At 39.9% G+C, this 23791-nt stretch carries 24 protein-coding genes and 2 tRNA genes; 11 read left to right on the top strand and 15 right to left on the bottom strand.

The genetic code is table 11. From position 1 onward, the window contains the following. Positions 1-23 precede the first annotated feature (23 nt). The gene (locus tag XEN7305_RS11110; RefSeq protein ID WP_006509514.1) at positions 24-1259 is read left to right on the top strand and encodes a diguanylate cyclase; all 1236 of its coding nucleotides are present in this window, start codon (positions 24-26) and stop codon (positions 1257-1259) included. On the opposite strand, the gene XEN7305_RS11105 is transcribed toward XEN7305_RS11110, so the two are convergent. From XEN7305_RS11105 to XEN7305_RS11095, 3 genes are all read right to left on the bottom strand, one after another. Continuing rightward, the gene (locus tag XEN7305_RS11105; RefSeq protein WP_006509513.1) at positions 1256-2245 is read right to left on the bottom strand and encodes a Ycf66 family protein; all 990 of its coding nucleotides are present in this window, start codon (positions 2243-2245) and stop codon (positions 1256-1258) included. The two genes, XEN7305_RS11110 and XEN7305_RS11105, sit on opposite strands and share 4 nt — an antisense overlap. Before the next feature lie 138 nt (positions 2246-2383). Then, on the bottom strand, positions 2384-2503 hold the full coding sequence (psbX, locus tag XEN7305_RS11100) for a photosystem II reaction center X protein (RefSeq protein ID WP_006509512.1): 120 nt from the start codon (positions 2501-2503) through the stop codon (positions 2384-2386). Between the two features lie 289 nt (positions 2504-2792). Further along, the gene (locus XEN7305_RS11095; protein ID WP_006509511.1) at positions 2793-3116 is read right to left on the bottom strand and encodes a hypothetical protein; all 324 of its coding nucleotides are present in this window, start codon (positions 3114-3116) and stop codon (positions 2793-2795) included. 304 nt (positions 3117-3420) lie between these two features. On the opposite strand from XEN7305_RS11095, the gene XEN7305_RS11090 reads away from it, so the two are divergent. Then, positions 3421-4821, top strand: a complete 1401-nt coding sequence (locus tag XEN7305_RS11090) for an efflux RND transporter periplasmic adaptor subunit (protein WP_006509510.1) — start codon at positions 3421-3423, stop codon at positions 4819-4821. A gap of 72 nt (positions 4822-4893) precedes the next feature. Beyond that, positions 4894-4965, top strand: a tRNA-Gln gene (locus XEN7305_RS11085). Between the two features lie 81 nt (positions 4966-5046). On the opposite strand, the gene XEN7305_RS11080 is transcribed toward XEN7305_RS11085, so the two are convergent. Then, a complete protein-coding gene (locus tag XEN7305_RS11080; protein WP_006509509.1) occupies positions 5047-5358 on the bottom strand; it encodes a cytochrome c in 312 nt (103 codons plus the stop codon). A gap of 246 nt (positions 5359-5604) precedes the next feature. Between XEN7305_RS11080 and larE the strand changes: the two genes are divergently transcribed. Then, positions 5605-6426, top strand: a complete 822-nt coding sequence (gene larE / locus XEN7305_RS11075) for an ATP-dependent sacrificial sulfur transferase LarE (protein WP_006509508.1) — start codon at positions 5605-5607, stop codon at positions 6424-6426. Between the two features lie 43 nt (positions 6427-6469). Here larE and XEN7305_RS11070 read toward each other — a convergent pair whose 3' ends face one another. Continuing rightward, a complete protein-coding gene (locus tag XEN7305_RS11070; protein ID WP_006509507.1) occupies positions 6470-7612 on the bottom strand; it encodes an aldo/keto reductase in 1143 nt (380 codons plus the stop codon). A gap of 29 nt (positions 7613-7641) precedes the next feature. Then, positions 7642-8133, bottom strand: coding sequence for a bifunctional nuclease family protein (locus tag XEN7305_RS11065; protein WP_006509506.1), 492 nt, complete (start codon positions 8131-8133; stop codon positions 7642-7644). A 319-nt stretch (positions 8134-8452) separates the two neighbouring features. Between XEN7305_RS11065 and XEN7305_RS11060 the strand changes: the two genes are divergently transcribed. The 3 genes from XEN7305_RS11060 (at position 8453) to XEN7305_RS11050 (ending at position 10442) form a co-directional block, all read left to right on the top strand. Beyond that, a complete protein-coding gene (locus tag XEN7305_RS11060; RefSeq protein ID WP_006509505.1) occupies positions 8453-9142 on the top strand; it encodes a riboflavin synthase in 690 nt (229 codons plus the stop codon). A gap of 60 nt (positions 9143-9202) precedes the next feature. Then, the gene (locus tag XEN7305_RS11055; protein ID WP_006509504.1) at positions 9203-9469 is read left to right on the top strand and encodes a YciI family protein; all 267 of its coding nucleotides are present in this window, start codon (positions 9203-9205) and stop codon (positions 9467-9469) included. Between the two features lie 70 nt (positions 9470-9539). Beyond that, positions 9540-10442: a DMT family transporter gene (locus XEN7305_RS11050; RefSeq protein WP_040897506.1), complete on the top strand. Its 903-nt coding sequence runs from the start codon at positions 9540-9542 to the stop codon at positions 10440-10442. A gap of 45 nt (positions 10443-10487) precedes the next feature. Here the strand turns inward: XEN7305_RS11050 and trpA are convergent, their stop codons facing one another. The 5 genes from trpA to pyrE all read right to left on the bottom strand — a co-directional run bounded on the left by trpA (position 10488) and on the right by pyrE (position 14847). Continuing rightward, entirely contained in the window at positions 10488-11282 is a 795-nt protein-coding gene (gene trpA / locus XEN7305_RS11045; protein ID WP_006509502.1) for a tryptophan synthase subunit alpha, read from the bottom strand. Positions 11283-11385: 103 nt separating this feature from the next. Then, on the bottom strand, positions 11386-12594 hold the full coding sequence (locus XEN7305_RS11040; RefSeq protein ID WP_006509501.1) for a HAMP domain-containing sensor histidine kinase: 1209 nt from the start codon (positions 12592-12594) through the stop codon (positions 11386-11388). Between the two features lie 177 nt (positions 12595-12771). Beyond that, positions 12772-13545, bottom strand: a complete 774-nt coding sequence (locus XEN7305_RS11035) for an ABC transporter permease (protein WP_006509500.1) — start codon at positions 13543-13545, stop codon at positions 12772-12774. Positions 13546-13654: 109 nt separating this feature from the next. After that, positions 13655-14164, bottom strand: coding sequence for a hypothetical protein (locus XEN7305_RS11030; protein WP_006509499.1), 510 nt, complete (start codon positions 14162-14164; stop codon positions 13655-13657). 86 nt (positions 14165-14250) lie between these two features. Next, positions 14251-14847, bottom strand: coding sequence for an orotate phosphoribosyltransferase (pyrE, locus tag XEN7305_RS11025; RefSeq protein ID WP_006509498.1), 597 nt, complete (start codon positions 14845-14847; stop codon positions 14251-14253). Positions 14848-14990: 143 nt separating this feature from the next. On the opposite strand from pyrE, the gene XEN7305_RS11020 reads away from it, so the two are divergent. After that, positions 14991-15371 (top strand): hypothetical protein, encoded by a 381-nt coding sequence (locus XEN7305_RS11020; protein WP_006509497.1) that lies wholly within the window; start codon positions 14991-14993, stop codon positions 15369-15371. A 207-nt stretch (positions 15372-15578) separates the two neighbouring features. On the opposite strand, the gene XEN7305_RS11015 is transcribed toward XEN7305_RS11020, so the two are convergent. Then, positions 15579-15651 (bottom strand) — tRNA-Ile (locus XEN7305_RS11015). 106 nt (positions 15652-15757) lie between these two features. On the opposite strand from XEN7305_RS11015, the gene XEN7305_RS11010 reads away from it, so the two are divergent. Next, positions 15758-16459, top strand: coding sequence for a hypothetical protein (locus XEN7305_RS11010; RefSeq protein WP_006509496.1), 702 nt, complete (start codon positions 15758-15760; stop codon positions 16457-16459). 106 nt (positions 16460-16565) lie between these two features. Then, a complete protein-coding gene (locus XEN7305_RS11005; RefSeq protein WP_006509495.1) occupies positions 16566-17897 on the top strand; it encodes a hemolysin family protein in 1332 nt (443 codons plus the stop codon). Between the two features lies 1 nt (position 17898). Here the strand turns inward: XEN7305_RS11005 and XEN7305_RS11000 are convergent, their stop codons facing one another. Then, positions 17899-19170 (bottom strand): response regulator, encoded by a 1272-nt coding sequence (locus XEN7305_RS11000; protein ID WP_006509494.1) that lies wholly within the window; start codon positions 19168-19170, stop codon positions 17899-17901. 368 nt (positions 19171-19538) lie between these two features. On the opposite strand from XEN7305_RS11000, the gene XEN7305_RS10995 reads away from it, so the two are divergent. Then, on the top strand, positions 19539-20507 hold the full coding sequence (locus tag XEN7305_RS10995; protein ID WP_006509493.1) for a PRC-barrel domain-containing protein: 969 nt from the start codon (positions 19539-19541) through the stop codon (positions 20505-20507). 8 nt (positions 20508-20515) lie between these two features. Here the strand turns inward: XEN7305_RS10995 and XEN7305_RS10990 are convergent, their stop codons facing one another. Both XEN7305_RS10990 and XEN7305_RS10985 read right to left on the bottom strand, forming a co-directional pair. After that, positions 20516-21673 (bottom strand): transporter substrate-binding domain-containing protein, encoded by a 1158-nt coding sequence (locus XEN7305_RS10990; protein ID WP_006509492.1) that lies wholly within the window; start codon positions 21671-21673, stop codon positions 20516-20518. 4 nt (positions 21674-21677) lie between these two features. Continuing rightward, complete coding sequence (locus XEN7305_RS10985; protein ID WP_006509491.1) at positions 21678-23591, bottom strand: fumarate reductase/succinate dehydrogenase flavoprotein subunit; 1914 nt, start codon at positions 23589-23591, stop codon at positions 21678-21680. Between the last annotated feature and the right edge of the window lie 200 nt (positions 23592-23791).

Genomic DNA, 23791 nt, shown 5'->3' with positions numbered 1-23791 from the left:
AAGAAGTTGAGTTTAAAGTAAATATGGAAAATAGCAATCAAAGCATAGTAGATAATGACGAAGTGATTTTCGCCGATGAAGATGAAATGATTGTTGCCGATGAGCCTATCAACTTAAGTCCCTCAGCTCAAGACAGTTGGAAAATTTTGTTAGTTGATGACGATGTCGAAATTCATAAGGTCACCATCCTAGCATTAGGAGATCTAGAATTTGAAGGTAAACCAGTAACTTTTTTTAACGCCTATTCTGGAGAGGATGCTAAACAAATAATTCGAGAAAATTCAGACATTGCGATGATTTTACTCGATGTAATCATGGAAACTGAAGATGCGGGATTAGAAGTAGTTAAATATGTCAGAAATGTCTTACAAAATAGATTAGTCAGAATTATTTTGCGCACTGGACAGCCAGGAAAAGTACCAGAAGACACGATAGTTTTGAGTTATGACATTAATGACTATAAAACTAAAACTGAACTAACCAGAAAAAATTTATTGACTAAGGTTATTACTAGCCTCAGGGGGTTTAGTGCCTTAATCCGCATCGAAAAAAGCAAACAAGAATTGTCAGATATTGCTTTAGAAAATGCCAAACTTTACGAACAAATTGAAAAATATGCCCATACTCTCGAAGACAAAGTGGCAGAGCGAACCCGAGAATTAGAAATCAAAAACCGGCAACTTGAACTAGAGATTAAGGAGAGAAAAATTGCTGAGCGGAGTCTCCAAGAGCTCAATCAAAAATTGGAACGATTAGTAAATGTTGATGGGTTGACAGGTGTAGCCAATCGTCGTCATTTTGATGATTATCTAGATCGGGAATGGCGAAGATTAAAAAGAGAGCAGAAACCTCTTTCCTTGATTCTTTGTGATGTTGATCATTTTAAGCTTTACAATGACTCCTACGGTCACCTTCAAGGAGATGATTGTCTGCGCCAAGTTGCCCAAACTATTGCTCAGGTTATCCAGCGTCCCGCCGATTTAGTGGCCCGCTACGGCGGAGAAGAGTTTGGCATCATTCTCCCTAACACTGAAATTGCTGGCACCCACGAAGTTGCCAAAAAAGTTCAACAGGCAATTAGAGACTTAAAGCTGCCCCACAACTGTTCTCAAACCAGTCAGTTTGTCACTATAAGTATGGCGATTAGTTGCCAAGTTCCCTACCAAGCTCAGACCATAGAGGATCTAATCAGAACGACAGATCAGGCTCTTTACTCAGCAAAAGCTCAGGGTCGCGATCGCATAATAATTAACCATTAATATTCAAAATCGTTTCTAATCTCAGGGTTTCTGGGGCTTCTGCGCTCATATCCCCGAGCTCCGGGATCTTCTTCGTTGTAATCACGTTCATCTTCGGGATAATCGGACGAATAATCAACGTCTTTGGAGTCCAGAGGCTGGTAATCTACATAATCAGTAGTAATTTCTTCTTCATCTTCATAACCTCTACCTAAGCCGTCATCATAACTTCTACCTAAGCCATCATCATAATTTCTCGGTTCTTCTGGGTTTTGATAGCTCCTAGAAAAATCTTCCTTGTTAGACGGCCTTCTAGGCGATTCCGGACGAGAATAATCATCACTATAGCGATCGCCTTCTGGAACAGGGCGAGAGGGTGGGGAATAATTCGGTTCATCCCAACTATCGGGCTGATTCCATTCATCATAGCGATCGCGAGAAGGCGCAGGTTTTTTAGTTAACCGAGGACGGGGCCCATTGCCTGCATTATATTGCTGAGCTCTATTATTAACAGGATCTCGACCCCGACTACGGCTCTCACTTCGCATACTGGTTCTGCGAGTTGGACGAGGTTCTGGATCTTCATATCCTCGTAATCTGGGACTATCGTAATTGGGCCTAGCATTCTCGTAACCATAGGACTCAGGAATAGTGCGCTCACTATCTTCCTCTCGATAGACTCTAGTACGACTGACTGGGCGATCGCGATCTACGGTAGGAGTATTACGTCGCGCTTGTTCTGTCGCGACTGCTCGCAAACGAATACTTTCTACTGCGAAAAAAATTGCTGAACCGGTCAATAACAATTGACCAAACTGGAGAATTGGGTCAAGTCGCCAACCCTGAAATATCATGATAAAACCGCATAACAGACCAATAGCAGCAAAAAAGATGTCATGATCCCGGGACAATTCTGGGCGTACAGAACGTAAAAAATATAACGAAGCTCCCGCTACGGCTAGGAAGATTCCTAGAATGCTGGCTGCGTTCAGCCCAAAATTCACCATTGCTGCTCTCCTACTTGTTGGTTTTTCCTCTAGCTAGATTCTAACTACCAAAACATATATTAGCAGCAAGCCCATTGCCGAAAATACAATAGACTAGCTGCTAAAGAAAAATTTTAATCTTATATCGAGATGCCAATATTAGGAGCGCTCAATCTTATCAAATTGACTGAATGCAAACAAAGCTAAGCAGACAGGTATTACTACAATTAAAGTTCCAGCAAGCAAGCTCCAAAGAAAATTAGCTAAAGAGGGAGTCATAATTTTTTATCCTTGTTATTTACTATTGAGACATAAACCTAGTTTATAATTCTAAAAGTTTTTGTCACAAAACTACAATCTTTTTCAATCAACCCCCATTCGAGAGCGACGCGAAGCTAGTGCCGCCGCGCGGAAGTAATAAGTAATAAGTAATAAGTAATGAGTAATAAGTCTTGATATATCAGCTTTTTGCTCTTCGTTGATGGTTGTCTTATTTACGCCCGCGTCCACTAGTGCTTTAGTGCAAGCAATTAACAGTTAACTCCTTAGCAGTCAAAGATTGATAAATTTACTCCTCGTTTCTAGCTTCTTGCTCCTCGTTCCTCAATTTAATCCTTTTCCAGCCAAGAATCTTGTTGCCAACGCGAAAAATGACGGAATCGGTCAAACCCAACTGAGTGATCGCAGCTGCTATAAAACGATTTTGTTTAGGCGTCATCGGAAATAAATGGGGACATCGCTCAAAATCAATACATAGCACGGTAGAATTGCCCCAAGGCTCACGGAAAATTTTAATATCATGGGGAAGATGACGACTCAAAGCACAGAATTTCGAGAGGGCTACTTTTTCGAAATTGGTGCTGGTGCAATCTAGAGGTGATTCCATATCCATAAACGGTTGCTTCCTAATATATATCCAGCAAGCTTTTTTCTGTACAAATACTAAGCTGGTTAATTAATGTCTAATACTTGTATAAAACTGTTTTTTAGTTAGACTTGAACAAAACCACAGCCCATTCATAGGATGCGCTTCCCAAGTCTGGAATTTGCAAGCTATTGGCGAGAATGTTAATAAATTGTAATAATATGTGAAAGGTAGCCTCATTAGCTTATTCAAAGACTTCGATATTTTGGTGACTTAGTTAATTGAATGTATTCAAATTACACAAAACTTCTTACAACATACCTCTAGTTTAATGAACCATAACAAAACAGTGGCAAAGCAATATTCCGTTACCAAATATCAACAAAAATTACGCCGATTTTCTGCCAACAAGAGTCTACTTATTGGTGTTGGCTTAGGCCTGTTGCTCTCCTGGGTCGGCGCTAAATTTACGGCTCCTGTCGCAACTAAAGATTCGAGCACAAAGCCCCAAGCTAAGGCGATCGCGGCCGATGTATCTAATGCCTCAGCTCGTTATGTAACTACCACAGAAGTAGCTAGCAATCAAGTAGCGCGATCGCTTAAAGCCTCAGGAACAGTAGAAGCTTATGAATTGATTCCTGTGATGTCCCAAGCAACTGGTTTGCAAATCCAGGAAATTCTGGTTGACGAAGGCGATTCTGTCAAAAAAGGACAAATCCTCGCCAAACTCAAAAGCAATGCTCTAGAAGCTGAATACCTGCAGGCTCAGGGTTCTTTAGCTCAAGCAGAAGCTCGGCTAGCAGAAATCGAAGCAGGAACAAGATTTGAGGAAATCGCGAGGGCAGAAGAAAGAGTTAGGAGTTTGGCCGCAGAAGTTGCTCGGGCGGAATCTGATATGGATTTGGTGACCAAAAGAGTTGAACGCAACGAAACGTTGGAGACCGAAGGTGCAATTTCACGCGATCGCCTCGATGAAATATATAATCAAGAACGCATCAATAAAGCAACTCTCGAACAAGCCCAAGCCAGACTAGCAGAAGGCAAGCAAGAATTGGCCCAATTAAAATCTGGGGAGCGTCCTGAAGTTATTTTGGCGGTACAGGCCGAATTATTGCAGGCTCAAGGTCGCTTACAATTAATTGAAACTCAATTGCAAGATGCTACGGTGACGGCTCCTGCTTCGGGCATAATTGCCGAACGTGATGCTAGGCTTGGAGACCTCACTTCCAACTCCGACAACTTATTTACAATCATTGAGAATGGACGTTTAGAGCTAAGACTGGAAGTACCCGAAACTTCGATCTCGCAAATTAAACCAAGACAAAAAGTACAAATTGTTAGTCAGTATAATTCTCAACCTCTGATTGGCATGGTACGAGAAATTGACCCAATCATTGATCCTCAATCTCGCCAAGCAACGGTAAATATTGATTTACCCTCTGATGCTCCTCTTAAACCAGGAATGTTTTTGCGGGCAACTGTTAATGTTGCCACAACTCAAGGTAAAACTGTTCCCGTAAAAGCACTACTCCCACAAGCTGATGGTAGTGCGATCGCTTTTGTAGTGCAAGATAACAATACAGTTAAAGCCCAAGCAGTAGAAATTGGTGAAATTCTAGCGAATGAAAAAGTCGAAGTGTTTCGGGGATTGCAAACTGGCGATCGCATTGTGGTAAAAGGTGCTGCTTATCTTAAGGATGGTGATGCGGTAAACTTCGAACTAATTAATTAGGTTTGAGAAATTTACTCAGAAACCTTGACAAACTGGGGGTGAAAGTTGCTATTATGTTCGAGGTTAAGTCGATGGGGCGTCGCCAAGCGGTAAGGCACCGGGTTTTGGTCTCGGCATTCCTAGGTTCGAATCCTAGCGCCCCAGTTTATTCTCGAACGAAAAACTAGAACAGAGAAACGAGAACAAAAGTAAGATAACTTTTTTTCTGGTTTTTCCTGTTGCTTACTAATCAATTTGTTCTAAATAGCTGAGTAAGTCAGCCATTTCTTGGCTGTTAGGTTTGAATTTGGGCATTGGTGGTGTGTCCCCACTCACCACTTGATTGATCAAGGCTGTTTTTGACTTTCTTTTCGCAATATTTCTTAAACTAGGTCCAATATTCCCCTCAGCAGTAGCTCCATGGCATACTGCACAATTAATTTGAAAAATATCACGACCTTTCCCTATATTACCTTCTAGAGCCAAAACCTCTTGACAGTAAGGACTTGTTCCTTGATAAAAATAGGTGCCAGCAACGAGGACTACAAAAATCAGCATTAAAGCAGCAAGTATTTTTAATAGTTGCCGCGGCCAGTTGCTAGACTGTATTAGCTGGTTATTCACTTGGAATTTATAAAAAGTTTACTTAAATTTATTTTCATTCACTAAGATAGCTTAAGATTTCTAGACCAACTAATCAAGTCTGTGTAGAGGAAAAATGGTCTTAATTTCGTTAAAATAACCTTAGATAAGTTTAAAGTAACTTGCTAGATTTTCCGCAGAGATTTACAAAATTATTGTGCAATGCCAATTTCAAACCCTGAAACAAAATTAGAGCAGCTTAAAGACTTGTTTAGCAGAATGGAGCGAGCCCTAATCGCCTACTCTGGAGGCATTGATAGTAGTTTAGTCGCTAAAATAGCCTATGATATCTTAGGCGATCGCGCCTTGGCAGTGACCGCAGTGTCGCCTTCCCTATTACCAGAGGAGTTGGCAGAAGCGAAATTGCAGGCTAAATATATTGGCATTCGACATGAGTTGGTCTCAACCCAGGAAATGGAAAATCCTGAATATACCTCTAACCCGATTAATCGCTGTTATTTCTGTAAAAGTGAACTTCACGATACGCTCAAACCTTTAGCACAGCGACAAGGCTATTTCTATGTGGTAGATGGGGTGAATTCAGATGACTTACAGGACTATCGCCCAGGAATTCAAGCAGCGAAGGAAAGAGGCAGCAGATCCCCTTTAGCAGAGATTGGGGTGAGCAAAGCGGAAGTGCGGGAGATGGCTCGTCATTTAGGACTGGCTTGGTGGAACAAACCGGCCCAACCTTGTCTAAGTTCGCGCTTTCCCTATGGAGAGGAGATTACCGTAGCTAAGCTCCATCGAGTAGGAAGAGCAGAAATTTATTTACGGCAACTAGGTTATCAGAATCTCCGAGTGCGATCGCAAGGAGATACCGCGAAGATTGAGTTGCCAGCATCAGATATTCAGCAATTTGTGCTTAATACAGATTTAGCTCAAGTAATCACTGCCTTTAAAGAATTTGGGTTTAGTTTTGTAACTTTAGATCTTGAAGGTTATCGCAGTGGCAAATTGAATGAACTGATTACCGCTAAGTAATCAGATAAATGGGTTTTCAAGAGTATCATGACTCTTTAATCTTTTATTCTTCCCAGAGACGACGACGAGGAGAGCCATTGAGTCGTTGATGAGTGTTTCTTAATAACTTGGGAATATTTAAATTTTCGGGACAACGGGGAAGACAGTCCCCACATTCGGTGCAGCGATCGCCTTTTTTCCCAGGAAACCAATGCCCCGCATTTTCAAACATACGATAACGATATTGACCATAATCATCCATATCATAGCCAACAGCCAGATTACGTAAGCGTAAGATTTCGGGGATATTTATGGATTCGGGACAGGGCAAACATTGATAACATTGACTACACCGATCGCTGTTTAACTTTTGTGCCAAATGTTGCTCTAAAGTTTCTAGTTTCCAACTTTCCTCTATGGTCAAAGGAGCAGACCAAGTAACCTGATTCTCCTGGTCTTCTCGTTGTAAAAAAAGCAACTCATCGGGATTGGCTGCACCGACACTTAAAGTGGTAATTCGGCGATCGCTAGTTAAAAAACGATAGGTCAATTCTAGAGGTGACCAGGGCTGACAAAGTTCTCGCAGAGTTTTGCTTGGGGTAAAGAGCATTCCTCCCTTGTCTCCAGGAGAAATAATGAATATGCCCAAATCTTTTTCCTTGGCTAATGCGATCGCAGGTTGATTGCGCTGCCAAAAATAATAATAATGCAAGTTAACAAATTCAAATAAGTCACTCCCAATTGCCGCCAAAATTAAATCCAGAGAGCCATGGGTAGAAAACCCCAAATGTCTTATTTTGCCTTGGTCTTGTGCTTGCCGAATTGCTTGAATCGAGCCTTGAGTAAATGAGTTTAAATGCTCTGGAGTATTGATACCATGAATTGCTAAACAATCAAGATAGTCTGTTTGCAATCTCGCCAAAGATTCATCAATCCATTGGCTCATCAGATTGCGATCGCGGGTTGGCGGCAGCTTAGTTGTCAGATAAAGATTTTCTCGGGCTATTGGCAAACCTGAGCGTAATGCTAAACCAAGATATTCTTCACTTGAACCATAACCGCGGGCCGTTTCGAAGTGATTGATTCCCAGCGCGATCGCTTTTTTGATAGTAGAGATAGCTAATTGAGGAGACGCCAAACAACGCATTGTCCCCAAAGAAAACAAGGACAAATTAAGATTAGTTTTGCCAAACCTTCTATATTGCATTGAAACACAATATACTGACTATATAATTTCTAGGTAAAACGACTTTTCTTAATCAATTCATCGGGGCTCAACTCAGAGACAAAATCACGAAAAGCTTTTCTTTCTGCGTCATCGGCATCTTGATCTACTGGAATCGAAGCATCTGCCACCACTTCTTCTAAGACCCAAATTGGGCTCTCTGTACGCAGGGCAATAGCAATAGCATCACTAGGACGACAATCAATCTCTTTTGTAACTTCGCCTTGGGACAAAGAAAGAATTGCATAAAAAGTATTATCCTTGAGAGCATGAATGATAATTTTCTCAACCGTCATCTCCCAAATATCAAAAATATTCACCATCAAATCATGAGTCAGGGGACGAGGAGCTTGTTGCCCTTCCAAAACATTAATAATTGCCCTTGCTTGATCCTGCCCAATAAAAATTGGTAACGCCCTGCGATCTGAACCATCTTTAAGCAAAACTATTGGACTTCTTGTGACCGCATCTAAGGCAATTCCCGCAACTCTCATTTCAATCATAAGTCTAGCCTCTCAAGTAATTTTGGCAATAATTTACAAGATTTAGCAAAATAGACACAAAGTACACTTATATCTATCTAAAAGCTTAATATATTTTATCTACTTATTCATACTCTGATTTTAATTGTCCGAGAATGATGGTGCTTTTATTGTAAAGAATTTACTTTTACTCTCAGTATGCCTTAATTTATTGATATTGCCCCAATTTACGCAAAAAAACTTACAGTTTAGGTTTTGGTTAATACTAGAGATTTGCAGCAAAAAACTACATCTATTCGTCGTTTATCCCAATATTTTGTCATCTTAAGGAGAAAATCAGATGTTTACGGGTTTAATAGAGGCTTTAGGGACAACTAAGATTCAAGAACAAAACAGTTTTGAGATTACAGTTGTCAAAGGCGATCGCGTCAGTATTCTATCGGATCTAGAAATAGGAGACAGTGTTGCAGTCGATGGTGTTTGTCTAACAGTAGAAACTCTCTTGCCCCAAGGTTTTATTGCCACAGCTTCCCCCGAGACTATCATGCGCACGACTCTCAGCAAAAGCGATCGCCCTGGAAATTACGTTAATTTAGAAACATCTTTGCGAGCAGGCGGAAAAATTGGCGGACATTTTGTCACAGGCCATGTTGATGGCATGGGCTGTTTAGTAGAATCGATCGCCACGGAACAATCTTGGGAGATCACCTTCGGCATTGCCAATACCAAAGAAGCTCAATGGCAAGATAATATTGCTCCCTATTTAGCATCCAAAGGGAGTATTACGGTTAATGGGATTAGCCTGACGATCGCAGAAACGGCAGCTGATGGTAGTTGGTTCAAAGCGGCGGTTATTCCCCTGACCTACGCTGAGACAAACCTGAGCTATTTAGAATCAGGGGACTTAGTTAATATTGAAAGTGATATTCTAGGCAAATATGTTGCGAGATTAATCGGCGATCGCAAAGTGCAAAAGACAAGAGCAGAAGATATCAGTTTGGCGTTTTTAACAGACCATGGCTACACTTAAAATCGCATCGTGATAAGCTATAAGCTATGAACTGCAAGCGTTTCCTCTAGATAGTTTAATATGCCTTTATTTGTCAAAATAGAAAAGGGAATTGTTGAAAAAAAAATCTTTGATAAGTATATTTCCGCCCATAAAGAATATGTTTTAGACTTGATTGCCAAGGGTCATAAAGCTCGCACTGGTTACTGGGCCGAACTCGGTGGGGGCATGTTGCAGTTTGAAGCAGAGTCATTAGAGCAAGCTCAAGCAATTGTCGCTCAAGATCCTCTAATCGTTAATAATTGCGTTACTTACGAATTACATGAATGGCGGATTGTTATTGAGTGACTTTTTTTAGGGATGAAGGATGAAGGATGAAGGATGAGGAATTTTGGGTTAGTTTTGAGACGGAAATAATTTGCATAATTTTATTGGAGAAATTTCAGCTTTAAGTGCCGCTTTTCTATGGGCGTTATCTTCGATGATTTACCGTCTATTGGGCAGGACGATCGCACCATTGCAACTAAATATTCTCAAAGGCTTAATTGCGATCGCAATGTTGCTCGTAACTCTAATGTTTCAAGGCTGGCAATGGGGTGTTGTCTCCTTCAATGGACTATTGGTGCTGGCTTTTAGTGGCATTCTCGGTATTGGCTTGGGAGACACGGCTTTTTTTACGGCACTGAATCATTTGGGACCTAGAAGAACTTTGCTGCTCGAAACCTTAGCTCCTCCTATGGGGGCTTTTTTAGCTTTTATCTTAATCGGAGAAAGATTATCTTATTTTGCTTGGTGTGGCATTTTACTGACTATTCTTGGTGTGGCCTGGGTGATTAGTGAAGGAACTTTAGATACCGAGAAGGATAAATCTTCTTTGTTATTGGGTTTTTTTTGGGGTCTAGGAGCAGCGATCGCCCAAGCCAGTGGGGCAGTCTTATCTCGGATGGTTCTGCTCGATTCTAATCTTAGCTCCCTCGAAAGTAGTTTGATCCGTTTAACAGCAGGATTTGCGATCACTCTTTTGTTATGGCTATTACCTTTGCCTTTGCCAAAACTTAAGTCAGTAACTAAGTTAGAAAGTTTTTCGCTCCGCCTTTGGGGTACATTAGCGATCGCAACTTTTTTCGGTACCTATTTAGGTATTTGGCTACAACAAACTTCTTTGAAATTTGCGCCCGCTGGAATTGCCCAAACTTTGCTTGCGACAAGTCCTCTATTTATTATCCCGATGGTAGTAATGCGAGGAGAGAAAGTTAGTTGGCGTTCTCTTGGCGGAGTATTGTTATCAATTATGGGAATCAGCTTGTTATTTTTGCGTTAAATTTAAGTGAATCTAAAACCTAAAACCTAAAACCTAAAACCTAATTCAAGAAATTGCCTCTTTGAGACTTTTACAGAATTCACCAATAGCTTTTAATCCTTCTTCGGTTGTTCCTTGAGCTAAGCGTTTCACGAAAGCACTGCCGACAATGGCGGCATCAGCACCCCAGGCTTTTACTTGTTTGGCTTGCTCAGGAGAAGAAATTCCAAACCCGACCCCAATTGGCTTGTCGGTAACAGTTCGTAACTCAACTAATAAATCTTTAACTCGGTTACTCATTTCCGTACGCATTCCCGTTACCCCTGTCACAGAGACAAGGTAGATAAAGCCTTGAGATTTTTCTGCGATCGCTTTAATTCTCTCCTCAGAACTGGTAGGTGCAACTAGCAAAGTCACTTCAATTCCTATGTTCGTTGCCAATTGGAGCAAATTTTCTGATTCTTCTAAAGGAAGATCAGGGATAACTAACCCTGCAACTCCTGCTTCTTTAATCTGTTGGAGGAAATTTGCCGCACCTCGATAGTAAATTGGGTTGTAATAGGTGAAAAGAATAATGGGAATCTCAGTTTTATGGGGAAATTTCTTAACGATTTCCAAAACATCTTCTAATTTCACACCTCTTTGCAAAGCTCTAGTTGCCGCCGCTTGAATTGTCGGGCCATCGGCGAGGGGGTCGGAATAGGGCACTCCCAGTTCGATCGCATCTGCACCATTGTCCGCCAAAACTTGTAATGCCTTAGCTGTGGTTTCGAGACCGGGATCTCCAGCCGTAATGAAGGGAATTAAAGCACAGCCAGAATTTTGTTGAATAGTTTTTAAGCGATCACTAACGGAAGTCATATTGATATAAAATTGGTTATCAAGCCCAATAATTATACAAGTATTGCCGCATCAGCAAAAAGTTGAGTCAAAGCCTCTTCTCTTACTTGCTCATTCCTTAAAATTAGCGAGGAATCGAAACACAAAAACAACTACCTTCCCCAAGTTTTGATGTAACGACAATATCGCCTCCATGAAGTTGGGCGAGCTTTTTGGATAGGGCTAAACCTAATCCTGTACCTTTATGACGTCGATTAGAAATATTATTAACTTGCTGGAAGGGTTGAAACAGGTTTTGTGAATCTTCTGGTGAAATACCAATGCCCGTATCAATGACAGCAAAATTCAGCATTTTCTGATCAGATGTCACCTTTAAGGTTACGGAGCCTGATTCAGTGAATTTCACAGCGTTAGTCAATAAATTAACCAGAATCTGCTTCAGTCGAAGCTTGTCAGCGAAACAAAAATCGACATCTTCTGCCATATTCAAGACTAGCTCTAATTCCTTGGCTCGTGCTTTTTCTTCTACTATAGCCAAAGAAGCCTGGCAAATATCTTCTACAGGCAAGTTCTCACAATATAACTCTTCTCGATTAGCATTAATTTTGGCAATATCAAGATAATCGTTTACCAAATCCAAAAGATGCTCTCCGGTTGTTAAGGCTGCACTGACATATTGCATCTGCTTAGCATTTAAAGACCCATAAATCTCGTCTTTCAGCATACGAGCAAAACCCAAAATTGCGGCGATCGGGCTTCTCAGTTCATGATTTAAGTGGGAAAAATACTCTTCTTTATTTGCTACTGCTGTTTGCAGTTGCTCTTTTTCCGTTTGGAGAATTGCTAAACGTTTTTTCAGTTGGACAACTGGATTAGGCTGTTGATTGCCTTGTTCGCTATCGACAGACAATAAAACCTTTTCGAGGATTTTGGGTAATTTATAGAGCTTATGGCGCAAGATATAGCCATTAATACCTGATTGAACACATTCAATCGCCATCTCATCTCCCAACGTCTCCGTAATTAATATTAAGGGAATTTGCTTAGGAAACCGATACCAACCTTCTATTTTCTCTAAAGGCGACACCATAGTTGCTGTATGGGGGCATAGGCTATAGTTATAGATGATTACATCGTAGTCGTATTTAAACAGTTGTGGGGGGAAGCGATGAGAAAACACAGTGTCATATCGAATGTCCACTGTCATTTCATTGAAGGTTTGAATAATCTCCTCGGTTTCAACAAAGTCATCTGTCACAATCAGCAGGTTGATGTTGCTTGCTGTGCTAGGTTGCTTTCCCTGTTGTAAAATCAATCCAGAACGATTGGACATAGACAAATTATCGGGCTCCCCATCACCGAATAAGATCTAGTAAGATACTCTGGCTTCATAAATTATGTATCAGAGCAGTTCACATTCATAAACTTTAGGTAAACACCCCATAATCTTATTAAAGATAAGTGAAAATGGCGAGAACTATCTAGATGTTAATTATGAGAAATTGGGAAATCAGAACTCTTTTTGGGAGAATACAGTTATAGCAACTATTAATAAAAGTATTGTGTAGATAATTCCATAAAGAGCATGAGCTAGTAAATCGCCGCCACTGGGCAATAAGCCGTATACTGCTTCATTTTTTAGGTCTAATCTTGATAAATCGGGTAATACAAGGTACAAACCCGTGGTCAAACTCTCGATGCTAGAGTTTTTACTTAATTTACCTAATTCCACTAGATCCTGGCTAAAATGCCCCATTAAATAGACGCCAAAACTGAGCAGGGTTGCGAGAATAGAACTAGTGAATACACCAAAGACCATAGCAACCGCAATCAGTAGAGCCAATTCTATTAAAAGATAGACGGCAGAGATAATTAGGGCCAATGTGGGATAACTAATGCCAGAAGCCTGAAGCATTCCCAAGTAGAGAGCCATCATAATGGAGATGGTAATGACTAACACTGCCAACAGACCCAAATGTTTGCCCACAATCAATTCCGCTCGGCTAATGGGCTTGGGAATCAGCATGAGGAGGGTACGCTTTTCTATTTCTTTGTTAATTAATGCAGTACCGACAAAGATCGCAATTATGACCGTCAGAATCGCGATCGCGCCAATACCAAAATCCAATAAAATCTTTTCGTCTGTACCAGCAGCAATTTCGGGAATGATTTTTTGCGCCAAAATTAGCAGCAGGGCAAAAAAGCCAATGAAATATAAGATGCGATCGCGAATGACTTCTTGAAAACTATTCTTGGCGATCGTTAAAACTCTAATCGGGTTCATCGTTTTATAAGGGAATAAGCTCGTACTTTATCAAAAGTTCATCTGCCCTATGATTCCCAAAATCGCCAAGAAAGTTAAAATCGCCACCTAATGAGCGTCAAGCTGTCTCTTAAACTAAGTTGCAAGAGCTGCGATAAAACATCTTTAACAGACTAGTTGCTAGTACTAGTTTTGTTATCTCCAAACTCCAATAGGCAACATGCATCGTTTTCATGGGCATTGCCATCTGCTCCAGGGATTCTGAGCCAGTTAGAGACATTCCCCAGGCGCTCATCTGAGGAGTCAAGATATAAGTATAGATAATTGCGATCGCAAGCAAAATTCCTGCAAACAAGACAGAACGATCAATTTTCACTTGACCGGGGCTACTACTATAGTTCCAAACCAAACTACCAGCGAGCACAAGAGCTGCACAAATAAGCTCAACATGGTTGAAAGTGCCAAAAATAGTGTATCCAGCACTAGCAAACCCGTTTTGGCTCATCATGCCGCTAGTTAACAAGCCAGGAATCACCAAGCAATCAAACACTAGACTGGCACTAAGCCAAAAGCCCAGAGCAAACATAATAGTTGCCGGCCAATTGACTTGTTGGAAACGGCGTGAAGGGAAAGTATTCATGAGTTATAAATGGAAAATTATTTAAGATACCAACCCCACCCTAACCGATTGCTCTAGCTTCGAACGTTACAAAAAACAAACTAAATTTAAGATGCATGTCGTTGAATGTCTACAATGTCAAACAAAGTCTCAAACTTTAATCCTTGAGCTTGGTAAAGCTCTTCCCCTCCTTGTTTTCTATCGACTAAAGAAATAATTTTTGTTACTTGATAGCCAGCATCTTGTAATCTTTCTACGGCTTGCAAAGCAGATTGACCTGTAGTTACCACATCTTCTAGTACAATCACTTTGGAACTTGGCTTCAAACTCGGCCCTTCGATATAAGCTTTCGTCCCATGTCCTTTCGGTTTTTTACGAATGATTAATCCAGGAATGGGGTTGTTTTCGATCGCTGAGACTAAACTTACAGCCGAAACTATCGGATCTGCCCCCAATGTCAGACCAGCAACTGCGTCCGTATCCTTCGACAGCAAATTGCCCAATAAACGCCCAATGACTAATGCCCCATCTGCCCTAAGGGTGACTTGTTTACAGTTAATATAGTAAGGGCTACTAGCTCCCGAGGAAAGCACAAAATCCCCTTCTTTATAAGCATATTTGACTATTAAACCTAATAGTATTTGACGTAAATCATCAAAATTAGCATCAAGCAAAGTAGCAGTATTTTCCCAATTATCGATCATAAGCTTCATTAACATTCAATATTCACTAAAACCACTCTTCTTTCCTCGTTCCTCATCCCTCATCCCTCATCCCTGAAATTCCCCTCTGTTCGTTTGAAAATTCTTTAGATAAGATCAAGCAGAAGTTTAACAATTATTGAGCAATGTCTATTAAGTTTACTAAATTAAGTTCAATTTTATTCCTAACTACCATCGCTAGTTTATGTCCTTTAAAGCTATGGGCCCAAACTACTACAGATGAGCAAGCAGAACCGATTTCAGTTCAACAAGTATTTGACGATGCTTTTTTTAATCATAGTGGTACTGCTTTTCGTAATGATGGTTTTGTCGATCAACTCAATCATATTTTTGGGTTTAATCAATTTCCCGAAATTCAGATCTCTAAGGATGGAGAGTTAGTCCATTTTCTCTACCAAGATGGACTCAAACAACAGGCTGAAAAAAATAGCCCCATAAAAACTCGGGATCTTGCTAACCCTTTTTCTACCTCCCTTCAAGAAAATCCTGGCTATCTGGGATATTAAACGAAGGCAGAGGGCAGAAGGCAGAGGTGAGACCCCGCGCCGCTGAAAGCGGTCGGAACCCGCGGAATTTTAAATCCGTTTATCCTCGAATGGGGACAAGGGAACGCCGACCGAGCAAGGGAATGTCTACCAAGAGACGCTCACCAAGAGAGAGGGCAGAGGGCAGAAAGAAATTATCTGGTTCCTTTTTACCTGCTATTTCATTTATCCAGGGTGCAGGAGTTGAACCTGCCTTGCACGAATTATGAGTTCGTTGCCTAAACCGCTCGGCCAACCCTGGTTTACTTTTCAGCAAAACAATGCACGATAGTGTTATCTTTCGACATTATCTTACCTGATTATTGATTATAATTGGTAACCTCAGTAAATTAAATAAATTTAACAGGATGAGTAATCGCATTAATCTCCAATCAACTTTTTTGCTAATATTTGTTCTCTTATTAATGATGTTGGCTGGCGGCAGTGCGAGTGCTTATGTCGGTTATTTGATGGGCAAGGAAGCGCTAAAAGTGGTTACACAACCAGACACCAACTCACAGGAACCAGTAGCTAAGACCAAAAGAAGAGTAGGTTCTCACAAAGGGTTAAGCATCATAGAAGAACGAGAAGTCTTGGTTAATGTCTATGACCACATTTACAATCAAACAAAAAAAGAGCAAGAGAAGAAATCTCAACAGTCTTTTAGTCAATCGAAATCCAGTTTAGTAACGAATAAGGAAGATCAAGATAATGTTCCTGCTGGTTTTGTCCCGATTAAAAATAGCTCCGGAGGGGTCACGATAGAAGTCTCCCAGGCTAAATTCCAAGGTAGCTCACTTATTTTGGGGGTTAAACTTAAAAATGAAAGCTCTGACTCTGTCCGTTTTCTTTACAGCTTCATGGATATCAAAGATGATCAGAATCGTTCTTTGAGTGCTATTACCGAGGGATTACCCGGGGAACTACCGGCTAATGGCAAGGAATTCCAAGGCAATCTCATTGTACCCCTTAGTTTATTGAATAATTCCCGTAATATATCTTTAACTCTAAAGGACTATCCTGAACAGGAATTAGAATTAAAATTAGAGAAAATCTCCGTAACTAGATGATTCTTGTCTTGCTTGATTATCTAAATTCCCTCAACATTATTTTTGTTAATTTGTTATCCTACATTAGATTAAGTATTTTTTCATCGTCATCGCTGATGTCTTTTCGATGAGCAGTCAAGACTTTCTAATATCTTTTTTTGGGCTCTTTTTTTTGATTGCGATCAATGCTTTTTTTACTGCTGCGGAATTTTCAATTGTTTCGGTTCGGCGATCGCGAATAAATCAATTAGTTAAAGATGGAGATGTAACCGCAGAAACAGTTCAATATCTCCAAAAAAGCATAGACCGTCTTTTATCGACTACCCAATTGGGGATTACTCTTTCCAGCTTAGCTTTAGGTTGGATTGGTGAACGGACAATTGCAGTTGTCGTAAAGCAACTAATTGTCAAACTGCCTTTAGCACAATGGATTACTCAAGCCATAATTCATTCTTTGGCGATTCCCATTGCTTTTATTTTCCTTGTCTATTTACAAATAGTCTTAGGGGAATTATGCCCGAAATCAGTTGCGATTCTCTATCCTGAAAAGCTGGCGCGATTTTTTGCTCCTCCCAGTTTAGTGATTGCTCGTATTTTCCGTCCTTTTATCGGAATCCTAAACCAATCAACTCGCTTTTTACTAAAGCTATTCCATATTGAATATATCGGGCAAGAATGGGAAAAAAAAGTTACTTCAGAAGAATTGCAGTTGATCATCGCTACAGAAAAAGAATCAACTGGCTTGGAAGCTGAGGAAAGAGAAATCCTGAATAATGTCTTTGAATTGGCGGATGTCACAGCAGCAGAGATTATGATTCCCCGCACGGAAATTGAATTTTTCCCTCAAGATGCTAGTTTTGCTGAATTGCTGCAAACAATCGCCCAAAAAAGTTTTTTCCGTTACCCTGTCGTCGGAACATCTTTGGATGATATCAAAGGGCTTATTGACTATAAAAGTCTAGCTATTCCCCTAGCAGAAGGAAAGTTAATTAATGATTCTAAAATTAGTCAATGGGTTGAGGATGTTAATTTTATTCCGGAAACAACACCTTTAAATGAATTGTTGTCCTTGATGCAGCGATCGCGAAAATCGATGGTGATTGTAATTGATGAATTTGGTGGTACTTCAGGATTAATTACCCTTCAAGATTTAATTACAGAAATTATTGGCAATGAAGGGGAGCCTCAAGAAACCACGCTTAACTTAATCAAAAAACTCGATGAAAAAACTTTTTTGGTTCCTGCGCAAATGAACTTGGAAGATGTTAATGAATCTTTGGATATAGATTTGCCCTTAGCGGAAGATTATCATACGTTGAGTGGTTTTCTGCTTGAGCGATGGCAAAAAATCCCCACTCAAGGAGAAACAATTAGTTACAATAACCTGTACTTTACGGTTGTCTTTGCTGAAGAGAATAAACTCAAACAAATTAAAATTAAAAAAATTAATGAGCAATAATTTAGTGCAGATTTTTCAAAACAATGCTCAAAAGGCTTTCTTGAGTAAAAGGTTTAATCAAGTTATCCGTTACTCCTAAAAGTTTTAACTTACTGGAATTGGGAAGCCCTTTATTCTCTGAAATTAGAATAATAGGTGTAGTTTTAAAATTATTATGATTTCTTAATAATCCACATAATTCATACCCGTTAATGTTCGGCATATCAACAGCAAGAAAAATTACTTCCGGTTGAAATTCAATTAATTTCTCAAATGCTTTCATGGGGTCATTAATTATGTAGATATCAAATATTTTACTACCCAATAAACCGGCAAAATTCTCATCGATGGTTAGATTATGGTCCACAAAAGAAATTTTCCATCTTTTGCCCAAAAGCTCAATAGTTTGCTTACTGTTAAATTCTATTTGCTGACTTGTCTCATCTGCAGACTGTAAATTTTCATTTAAATCATGAGTGATATTGGCAAACAAATTATCAGAATCCTGAAATATCAAACTAGGCAGTCTATTAAATGGAGATTTGGGATTTCTAACTAAAATATTATTATTGACAATCGAAGGATATAAAATTTTGGCAACAATCAACTCATCTTTGTCAATTAACGCACTAATCTGGCGAAAGTTTAACCCTTTAAGAAGTTTGCTAATAGTCTCGTTTTGCTCGGCTGTTAAATTAGGAATATTGTGATGATTAAGATCATCAGACACTAAATATAAACGCTGAAATGAGGATTTAATGTGCTTAGCAAACGTTTGCCAGGCTTCAATTCTACTATGGCATTGCTTAATATAGGGTGCTAACTCAAATTGACATATCTCAGGCAATTGTTGAGACTGCTCAGTGAATTGATAAGCAGTGTCCTTTGGTAAGCATAATATCGATTCAAAGACTTCTCTGGTAATTCTTCTGACCAAAGTCAAAACTTCTTGAGAATTTAGATGCTCTACATCTGCTAGCCATAAAATTCCCCGATAATCAGAAGGAATCTCCACATAGGACTCGATAACCTGTCTGAATTTCTGGCGCGCCAATTTAATGGTATCGTTCGTCAACTTGCTATTCTGATTGCTCAAACGACGTAAATGACGCTCAAGCCTCTCAAAAGGAGCAAGAGAATTAGTTGCGTAGACTATTTGTCCTTGATTTAAATAGACAAAAAAAACAATAGAGTTATAAGATATCTGCAAACAACCATCAGCATTGAGCTTTGCGAGTTGTTTCAGCACATCTTCCAGCGTCAGCACTGAAGCTTGCTGAAGATCTTGCCCCATAATTACTACAGACGGAAAATGCCCCGTTTTAAATTAACGATTTTGGATTATAACAATTTTAGATTACCCAATTTCCTTGCGGAAATAACATCCCACAGACTTTTTGCTTCACTGGGCACGCATTTTCTTGATTCCGCCGAGATCGCCAGTCTTGTCAAAATAAATCATTCATGCTCAAATAGGTCAAATAGTTAAGGATTAGCTACAGAGATTAGCTACAATGGTCTTGGTGAAAGTTAATAGTAAATTTGTTTTTAAGTTTTAGACTTAAAGTTTAGTGTTGCTAACCATAAAAAATAAAACTTTACATTAGAATAGCACTACTTGTGTGAGTCAGCTATAGCTATCGGTAAATTAAATAATAAAAAATGATCACTGAAAATATACGTCTTCGTTCTGAATTTATTAATACTCAAGTTATTGCCCGTAATACTGGCAAAAGAATTGGGGTAGTCAAAGAAATTTTGGTTGATATGGATCGCAGAGAAATAGTTGCCCTGGGTTTGCGGGACAATTTACTATCAGTTTCTGGAATACCCAAATACATGTACCTTGCCAGTATTTGTCAAACGGGAGATGTGATTTTAGTCGAAGACGAAAATGTGATTGAAGATATCGATATCGAAGCATATAGTAGTCTGATAAATTGCGAAGTGGTAACTGAAGCGAATAAACCATTAGGAAAAGTTAGAGATTTTCAATTTGATTCTTTGGATGGGAAGGTCTATGCCATCACGATAGCTTCTTTGGGTATTCCTCAAATTCCCGATCAACTAATTAGCACTTATGAATTGTCTATAGATGATGTTGTTACTAGTGGTCCTAACCGTCTGATCGTCTTTGAAGGTTCGGAAGAACGTTTGACTCAGGTTACTGTAGGAGTCTTAGAACGCCTTGGTCTTGGGCGCTCGATTTTGGATGATGATGAAGAAGATTACTATCCACCGACAATTAAAGCTGAAAATCAGTTGGGGACAGGGGTTCCTGAACGTCCGACCATTAGTACTCCGATAGAAGCAAGAATTCCTGTCAAAGAGGAACGCTGGGATGAGGATGAATGGCCAGAAGCAAGAGTTGTGCCCCCAGTTCAGCAAAAGGCAGAAACTGTAGCTTATGAGGAGTATGAAGAAGATAATTGGGGCGATGCAGAGGTAGAAGATAAAAAAGTCTATGTGCCTTATGAACCGCAAATGCCAGTTCAAGAACCTGAATATAGTGAAGGGACAGATGATGTGTGGGATGATGATGAAAGCCCTCAGCCCTATAATCCCCCTCCAGTAAATATCCCGGAAAAACAAGTGGAGAAAATTCCTGAATACGAAGAAGAAGCTAGTTAAATCAGTTGTCAGCTATCACGGTTTCTAGAGGATTGTAGAATTAGAAGGAAGGTTAGCACTATACTGAGGATCGATAAAACAGCTATAACTAATATCAGTATGCGGTTAGCGTCTTCTTTCTCCTTGAATTTTTGCAGTATCTCAGTTATGTAACGATCTTGTTCTTCTAGTAATTGTTGCTTGGTTTGTCCTGTTTCTTCATTCTTTAATTTTTCCTGATATGCTTTAATGCTTGCTATTTCTAAGGTTTTGTTGATTTTATCGAGTAACAGCTGGGAATAACCTGAATCCTTTAACACAACTAGACCATAATCTTCCTGGGCGGTTCTCGGTAAATAATCGCCCTTTTTTTGAGGATATAAAACATAGCCCTCGTTTTGATAGTCGCTTTCGAGAAGAGTTTTTAATATTAGTGCATCATCAGCATAGGCTTGGATTTGTTCACCTTTTTCAAGTGCTTGCAATATTGCTTCAATAGTTTTGAAGGTGACGAATTTATATCCTGATTTTTTTAATTGATAGTAAGTTGTGGTGTCATAAATCACTCCGATAACAATATCCTTCAACTTGTCTTGGGGAATATTTCCTATTTCATCTTCACTACTTTTTGCTAATTCTTTTTTTAATAAGATTTTGATTCCTGTTGTGTGAAATGGATCAGAAAATTCGATATGTGTCCAGCCTTTTTCTTCCAATATTTTTTGGTCTGAAATAATTGTATTAGGACCACATTCAATCTGAACCAAATTTTGTTTTAATCCATCATATCTATTAGCATAGCTATTAGTAATATATGGCGCTTTGACAATCATATTAGTATTACTTGCTTGCAGTTCTTTTGCTAATTCTTGCCCAAATAATGGACAAAACCCACCCCAATTACCTGAAGGTCTTCTTTTCCCAATGGAACTAGCGAGTTCTTGGATTCCCATCCTGATGTCTTTAGGTAATGTCGATTGAGCAACCGCATTGTTCCTAAATTCAATGGGGACAATAATGCAGATAAAGATTATAGTTGCTGAACAAAATTTAATTGCTCTAAAATTCCGAAATAATTCTCGCTTAAGTTTCACTGTCAAGAATAGGTAATAGGTAATGGGTAATGGGTAATGGGTAATGGGTAATGGGTAATGGGTAATATGACGGCTCTCAAGGTCATAAGGCACGTTATTACTTATAACTACGTTGAGTTAATTCCACATTATCAAACTTTAAGGCTTCTTTTTGCAATAAAGGTTTTTCTTCTGTTCCTCGATATTGCCAAGCAGCAACATAAGAATATTCTTGATCATTTCTTTGGGCTTCTCCTTCAGCAGTTTGGTATTCTTCCCGAAAATGTGCTCCACAAGATTCTTCTCGGTTCAAGGCATCTCTTGCCATTAATTCACCGAGTTCTAGGAAGTCAGCAACTCTTCCTGCAAATTCTAGGTTTTTATTGAGAGTTTCGTTGCTGCCTGTAACTTTGAGATCTTGCCAATATTGCGATCGCAGATCGGCAATTTTCGCGATCGCAGATTCCAAGCCTGATTTACTCCGAGACATTCCCACGTCATCCCAAAGTATCTTCCCTAGTTGACGATGAAACTCACTCACAGTTTTCGAGCCATTAATATTCAAAAGTTGTTGAATTTTATGATTTGCAGCAGTTTCAGCTTCAGTGAAAGCGGGATCTTCTGTACTGACCGCTGGGGGATCTGTTTGGGCAATATAGTTACCTAAAGTATAGGGAATTACGAAATAACCATCTGCTAAGCCTTGCATCAAAGCACTAGCTCCCAGGCGGTTCGCACCGTGATCAGAAAAATTGGCCTCCCCTAAAACATGTAATCCAGGAATCGTACTCATGAGATTGTAATCAACCCATAAACCGCCCATTATATAGTGTACCGCAGGATAAATTCGCATGGGAACTTGATAGGGATTTTCATCTGTGATCCGTTGATACATTTGAAAGAGATTATCGTATTTTTCCGCGATCGCCTCTTTTCCCGACTTGTTAATGGCATCCCGAAAATCCAGATACACCGATAATCCTTTCCCACCAACTCCCCTTCCCTCATCAGTAATTTGTTTGGCGTTCCGAGATGCTACATCCCGAGGAACCAAATTGCCAAAACTGGGATATCTAGTTTCGAGATAATAATCTCTTTCTGCTTCAGGAATCTCATTGGGATGGCGTTGATCCCCAGATTTTTTCGGCACCCAAACCCGCCCATCATTACGCAAACCCTCACTCATCAAAGTAAGTTTCGATTGATAGTCACCAGAAACAGGAATACAAGTTGGATGAATTTGCGCAAAACAAGGATTAGCAAACAATGCACCCCGCTTGTAACATCGCCAGGCAGCGGTTACATTGGAATTTTGGGCATTGGTAGAAAGATAATAAACATTGCTATATCCCCCCGTACAAAGCAGGACAGCATCTCCAGCGTATCTTTCCATTTGACCTGTAATCAAATTGCGAACGATAATGCCTCGCGCTTTCCCCTCAATAAGAACCAAATCCAACATTTCGCGACGGGTCAACATGGTAATTTTTCCCTCAGCAATTTGTCGCGACATCGCACTATAAGCACCAAGCAATAATTGCTGTCCCGTTTGTCCCTTGGCATAAAAAGTACGGGATACCTGGGCTCCCCCAAAAGAACGATTGGCTAATAACCCACCATACTCCCGAGCAAAAGGAACACCCTGGGCTACACAATGATCGATAATCTGGTTGCTAATTTGAGCTAAACGATGGACATTAGCTTCTCTAGAACGGTAATCTCCTCCCTTGATGGTGTCGTAAAATAATCGCCAGATAGTGTCCCCATCATTCGGATAGTTTTTCGCGGCGTTAATTCCTCCTTGAGCAGCAATACTATGGGCTCGACGCGGAGAATCTTGGATACAAAAGCTTTTGATGTTGTAACCCAATTCTGCCAAGGTAGCAGCCGCGGAAGCCCCTGCTAAACCAGTTCCTACAATGAGAATGGTATGTTTCTTTTTATTGGCGGGACTAACCAATTTACAGTGATCTTTGTAGCCGTCCCATTTATCTTGCAGTCTACCTGAGGGAATTTTCGGATCTAATTGCATTTTGGCTAGGGAGTTTAATTACTATCTACTTTTATATCCACACTTACAATTTTAAATCGAAGGCAGAAGGCAGAGGGCAGAAGGCAGAAGGTAACTGGCATAGTGGGAGAATTAGACTCACCACTATGCCCTGTTCCACTTAAAGAAGTGGAGGAATTCAACCTAAAGGGATAAGTTAGAAGTAGTTTTATCCTTCTGCC

The organism is Xenococcus sp. PCC 7305, from assembly GCF_000332055.1.
In the GTDB taxonomy this organism is placed as follows: domain Bacteria; phylum Cyanobacteriota; class Cyanobacteriia; order Cyanobacteriales; family Xenococcaceae; genus Xenococcus.
Note: the sequence above shows the minus strand (reverse complement) of the source record. Positions and strands in the feature narration are given on the sequence as shown.

Coding starts and splice junctions, on each gene's coding strand:
- XEN7305_RS11110 (WP_006509514.1), top strand. CDS start 24: ATGGAAAATAGCAATCAAAGCATAGTAGATAATGACGAAGTGATTTTC.
- XEN7305_RS11105 (WP_006509513.1), bottom strand. CDS start 2,245: ATGGTGAATTTTGGGCTGAACGCAGCCAGCATTCTAGGAATCTTCCTA.
- psbX (WP_006509512.1), bottom strand. CDS start 2,503: ATGACTCCCTCTTTAGCTAATTTTCTTTGGAGCTTGCTTGCTGGAACT.
- XEN7305_RS11095 (WP_006509511.1), bottom strand. CDS start 3,116: ATGGATATGGAATCACCTCTAGATTGCACCAGCACCAATTTCGAAAAA.
- XEN7305_RS11090 (WP_006509510.1), top strand. CDS start 3,421: ATGAACCATAACAAAACAGTGGCAAAGCAATATTCCGTTACCAAATAT.
- XEN7305_RS11080 (WP_006509509.1), bottom strand. CDS start 5,358: ATGCTGATTTTTGTAGTCCTCGTTGCTGGCACCTATTTTTATCAAGGA.
- larE (WP_006509508.1), top strand. CDS start 5,605: ATGCCAATTTCAAACCCTGAAACAAAATTAGAGCAGCTTAAAGACTTG.
- XEN7305_RS11070 (WP_006509507.1), bottom strand. CDS start 7,612: ATGCAATATAGAAGGTTTGGCAAAACTAATCTTAATTTGTCCTTGTTT.
- XEN7305_RS11065 (WP_006509506.1), bottom strand. CDS start 8,133: ATGATTGAAATGAGAGTTGCGGGAATTGCCTTAGATGCGGTCACAAGA.
- XEN7305_RS11060 (WP_006509505.1), top strand. CDS start 8,453: ATGTTTACGGGTTTAATAGAGGCTTTAGGGACAACTAAGATTCAAGAA.
- XEN7305_RS11055 (WP_006509504.1), top strand. CDS start 9,203: ATGCCTTTATTTGTCAAAATAGAAAAGGGAATTGTTGAAAAAAAAATC.
- trpA (WP_006509502.1), bottom strand. CDS start 11,282: ATGACTTCCGTTAGTGATCGCTTAAAAACTATTCAACAAAATTCTGGC.
- XEN7305_RS11040 (WP_006509501.1), bottom strand. CDS start 12,594: ATGTCCAATCGTTCTGGATTGATTTTACAACAGGGAAAGCAACCTAGC.
- XEN7305_RS11035 (WP_006509500.1), bottom strand. CDS start 13,545: ATGAACCCGATTAGAGTTTTAACGATCGCCAAGAATAGTTTTCAAGAA.
- XEN7305_RS11030 (WP_006509499.1), bottom strand. CDS start 14,164: ATGAATACTTTCCCTTCACGCCGTTTCCAACAAGTCAATTGGCCGGCA.
- pyrE (WP_006509498.1), bottom strand. CDS start 14,847: ATGATCGATAATTGGGAAAATACTGCTACTTTGCTTGATGCTAATTTT.
- XEN7305_RS11020 (WP_006509497.1), top strand. CDS start 14,991: ATGTCTATTAAGTTTACTAAATTAAGTTCAATTTTATTCCTAACTACC.
- XEN7305_RS11010 (WP_006509496.1), top strand. CDS start 15,758: ATGAGTAATCGCATTAATCTCCAATCAACTTTTTTGCTAATATTTGTT.
- XEN7305_RS11005 (WP_006509495.1), top strand. CDS start 16,566: ATGAGCAGTCAAGACTTTCTAATATCTTTTTTTGGGCTCTTTTTTTTG.
- XEN7305_RS11000 (WP_006509494.1), bottom strand. CDS start 19,170: ATGGGGCAAGATCTTCAGCAAGCTTCAGTGCTGACGCTGGAAGATGTG.
- XEN7305_RS10995 (WP_006509493.1), top strand. CDS start 19,539: ATGATCACTGAAAATATACGTCTTCGTTCTGAATTTATTAATACTCAA.
- XEN7305_RS10985 (WP_006509491.1), bottom strand. CDS start 23,591: ATGCAATTAGATCCGAAAATTCCCTCAGGTAGACTGCAAGATAAATGG.